At 52.7% G+C, this 2,622-nt stretch carries 2 protein-coding genes and 1 pseudogene; all 3 read right to left on the bottom strand.

Going from position 1 to position 2,622, the window contains the following annotated elements:
• Window positions 1-581, bottom strand: a 581-nt coding sequence (locus tag EN969_RS25995; RefSeq protein WP_164758494.1) for a site-specific DNA-methyltransferase, incomplete at its 3' end; no start/stop codon positions are given.
• Between the two features lie 13 nt (window positions 582-594).
• Window positions 595-1,650: a phospholipase D-like domain-containing protein gene (locus EN969_RS25990; protein WP_082826468.1), complete on the bottom strand. Its 1,056-nt coding sequence runs from the start codon at window positions 1,648-1,650 to the stop codon at window positions 595-597.
• Window positions 1,638-2,622, bottom strand: a pseudogene (locus tag EN969_RS25985) (helicase SNF2); the annotation flags it as partial. The pseudogene EN969_RS25985 and the gene EN969_RS25990, both read right to left, overlap by 13 nt.

Here is a 2,622-nt window from a genome sequence, read left to right as displayed (position 1 = left end):
TTTGAATATCGTGCATTCATTTCATCAGAGCGGGGCAGGCGATTGGGGGACCAACGTTCTCGCTCTTTTGCGTACACCAAAATATGATCGTGGTTGTCGCTGAAATACTTAGCGTCGTTGGAAACGGTATACTTTTTCTGCCAGACTACATTCGCGATAAAATTACCTCTACCAAACACCTCGTCGCACATAACTTTCAGATAATGCGCTTCGTTGTCATCAACGCTCACCCAGAAGGAACCGGTTGGCTCCAATAGATTGTAGAGAAGCTTAATTCGATCGTTTAGTAAATTTAGCCAAAGAGAATGCTCAACACCATCCTGGTATTGCTCAAATGCAGATCCGGTATTATACGGAGGGTCAATAAAAATGCACTTCACCATACCTCCGATCTCGTCTTGGAGGGATTTAAGCGCTAATAGATTATCGGCCTGAATCAGAGAGTTCGCATAAAGATCCCCAGTCTTCTTCTCGCTTGCGATATGCGAGAAATCATCATCTGGAACCAGAATACGTGGTTCGATCGAAGGCGATGAGCCTTTTCCAACCCAAGTTAGTTCTAGTTTTTTTGATCCGTTCATCATTTTTCCGACGTTAAAACCATCCGTATTGCCGCGCGATGGTGCTACCAGTCGCCCCATATCTTTCAGATTGACGTTTCAACCTAGAAAATTCTTTGGACTCCAAATGAAGGAACCCGAGTACGAAGGTGCCTCCAATTTTTGTCCGTTCAAATACGGCGACATACGGTGACCTGCCCAAACTGCCATCTGGATTTTTCGGTCTGAGCCCGACTTTCACCTCAGGAACTTCATCGTTCAGTTGAAGTCGCCACATGTGATTCTGCTGATACCGCATTTTGAGTTTAGCGACAGTCCCTGCCGAGGTTTTGAAATTGAAATATGAATCCTCTCCGCCGTTTGAGGAAAGCCCAAAGAAAAGCGCTTGCTCCGCTTTAAACTCAAGCTCCTTTCCCATCAACGTGATATTGCCACCCTCAATCCAGCACGTTGTGGCGAGCGCTGGATCTACTTCGGTTTGGTCGGAATCTAAAGCTTTCTTTACAGGAGGCTCTTTCTCATTCTTGCCTGTGGTCAGTCGCGCGATAGCGTCTCGGAGCGGTCGAATCTTTAGATAGGTTTGCTCGTATTCGCTCAATTTCTCCGCTGTAAGCTCCTCGCCGATGCTCCACAACTGCGACCAAGCCGCATCAAAGGCTTCAGTAGAATTCTTGCCTCCAGTGCCAATTGCGTTGGCCTCGCAATTCTTACGGAGAGCAGCACGAGTCAGATTGGCCGAACCGACAACTAGGAGGTTGGTCTCTTCCTTCGATGTTGACTTGAAAAAATACAGCTTGGGATGGAACCTCGCATCTTTGCTTGAGAGGCCTGCAACGCGAATTTGCGCTCCAGGAAGAGATTGAATCAACCTGAGAGCTCCGGGTTGGGTGATATAGTCATCTAGCCCCACGAGCCAATGCGTTTCAGGCGCATCCATCATCGTTAATGCGCCAAGCAATTCACGAACTCCCGAGACAGTGGCGTAGGCTGCGGCTACCCAGAACCCTGTACACGGGCGATGTTCACTCCATGCTCTGACTGCATTGCCAAGCGTTTCTGCCGTTCCAGCACTTTGGACTAAGACATCCATAGGCTGCTGCCCCCCGATAGCACCTCCCACCTCACCGTCAGCAATGGTGTTACCTTGGGCGTAATCGCCAGCTTCGCGGCGACCTCGTCGAGTTTGCTGTCGACCTCCTTCCGGATTTCGCGGAGCGTCTGGAAGGTCGACATTTTGAGGTCATCCCGCTCGCCTTCAAGCTTCTTGATCCGGCGTTCTTCCGCTACCTTCTCGACTAGCGGAATCGCCTGATTGGCCCGAAGTGCCCGCCGGGCGTTGCGCGCCTCCAGGTCCAGTTCCCTGACACGTATGTCATTCGATTTTTCGAGATCCTCGGCATAGGCTTCAAGCTTGACGGTTTCCTCTTCGAGCCATTTCCGGTTTTCGTCCTCGGCGGATTTTTGCGCAGCGCCCAACGCTTCCCTGTCGATCCCGGCCATGCGGTTGGCCGGATATTCGGCATCAATCGCCGCGATGGATGCGGGTATCTGGAACAAGCGCTCGGCCGTTTCGGAGGCCAGCACCTGCCCGTCGTCCGTCACGGCCGCAATGACAATGCTATCACGCGATCCCATTGCGGTCTCCGCCTTCAAAAGTGAAACCTTCAGCCAGCCACTCTTGCCGCCGACGTGCTCAAGGTCGGAAAGCCGGGGCTGGCCGTCGGCTCGGTAGACCTTGTAGTCGAAGGCAAGTTTCGTTTCCGGTAGGTCGCGTGTGCGGGCAACCTCGACCAGGCGATCGGCCAGTGTTCCGTCTCCCAAACGAAAAAATTGCCAACCTTGCTCGTCCGCTTGGGGCCAAGCGGTCGACCACGTTTTCCCGTCATGATCGAACCGGGCAATTCCGTCGGTGTGGAATTTCGCTTCCGGAAGCTCGGCGCGCGCCAGCAACCATAGGCGGCGCTCGAAATCGGACATGGTGCGTTCGATTTCCGTTCCCCGCTGCCGGAGCATGTCCACGATCGACGCGTCGAACAGGTCGAACAGTTGCTGGCGGGTCTCG

Source organism: Mesorhizobium sp. M7A.F.Ca.CA.003.01.2.1, assembly GCF_003998945.1.
Classification (GTDB): domain Bacteria; phylum Pseudomonadota; class Alphaproteobacteria; order Rhizobiales; family Rhizobiaceae; genus Mesorhizobium; species Mesorhizobium ciceri.
Note: the sequence above shows the minus strand (reverse complement) of the source record. Positions and strands in the feature narration are given on the sequence as shown.

Coding starts and splice junctions, on each gene's coding strand:
- EN969_RS25990 (WP_082826468.1), bottom strand. CDS start 1,650: ATGGATGTCTTAGTCCAAAGTGCTGGAACGGCAGAAACGCTTGGCAAT.